General features: G+C 50.4%; 1 pseudogene. It reads right to left on the bottom strand.

What is annotated here, in order from left to right:
• Positions 1-266 (bottom strand): annotated as a pseudogene (locus tag R2R70_RS20700) (amino acid permease); the annotation flags it as partial.

Genomic DNA, 266 nt, shown 5'->3' with positions numbered 1-266 from the left:
TAGGAGAGCGTTAACAGCAGCATCAGCGTTGAAGTGACGGAGGTAATTGGCCCCAACATTTTCGCCCCGTTGGTGGAAACCCAGGTGGAGAAGGCGAACAGCACCATACTGATAATGGTGGTGGCAACCGGCGTCATAATATATTCGTATCCGAGGAAGGCATACGAAGCATAAGCAATAACGCGCGGCAACAGTGAGGTGAAAAAGAACAGGTTTACGAACCAGTAGGTATAGGCAGTAATAAATGCCCAACGTCCGCCCAGCGA

Origin of the sequence: Cobetia sp. SIMBA_158 (genome assembly GCF_046566945.1) — a bacterium.
Classification (GTDB): domain Bacteria; phylum Pseudomonadota; class Gammaproteobacteria; order Pseudomonadales; family Halomonadaceae; genus Cobetia; species Cobetia amphilecti.
Note: the sequence above shows the minus strand (reverse complement) of the source record. Positions and strands in the feature narration are given on the sequence as shown.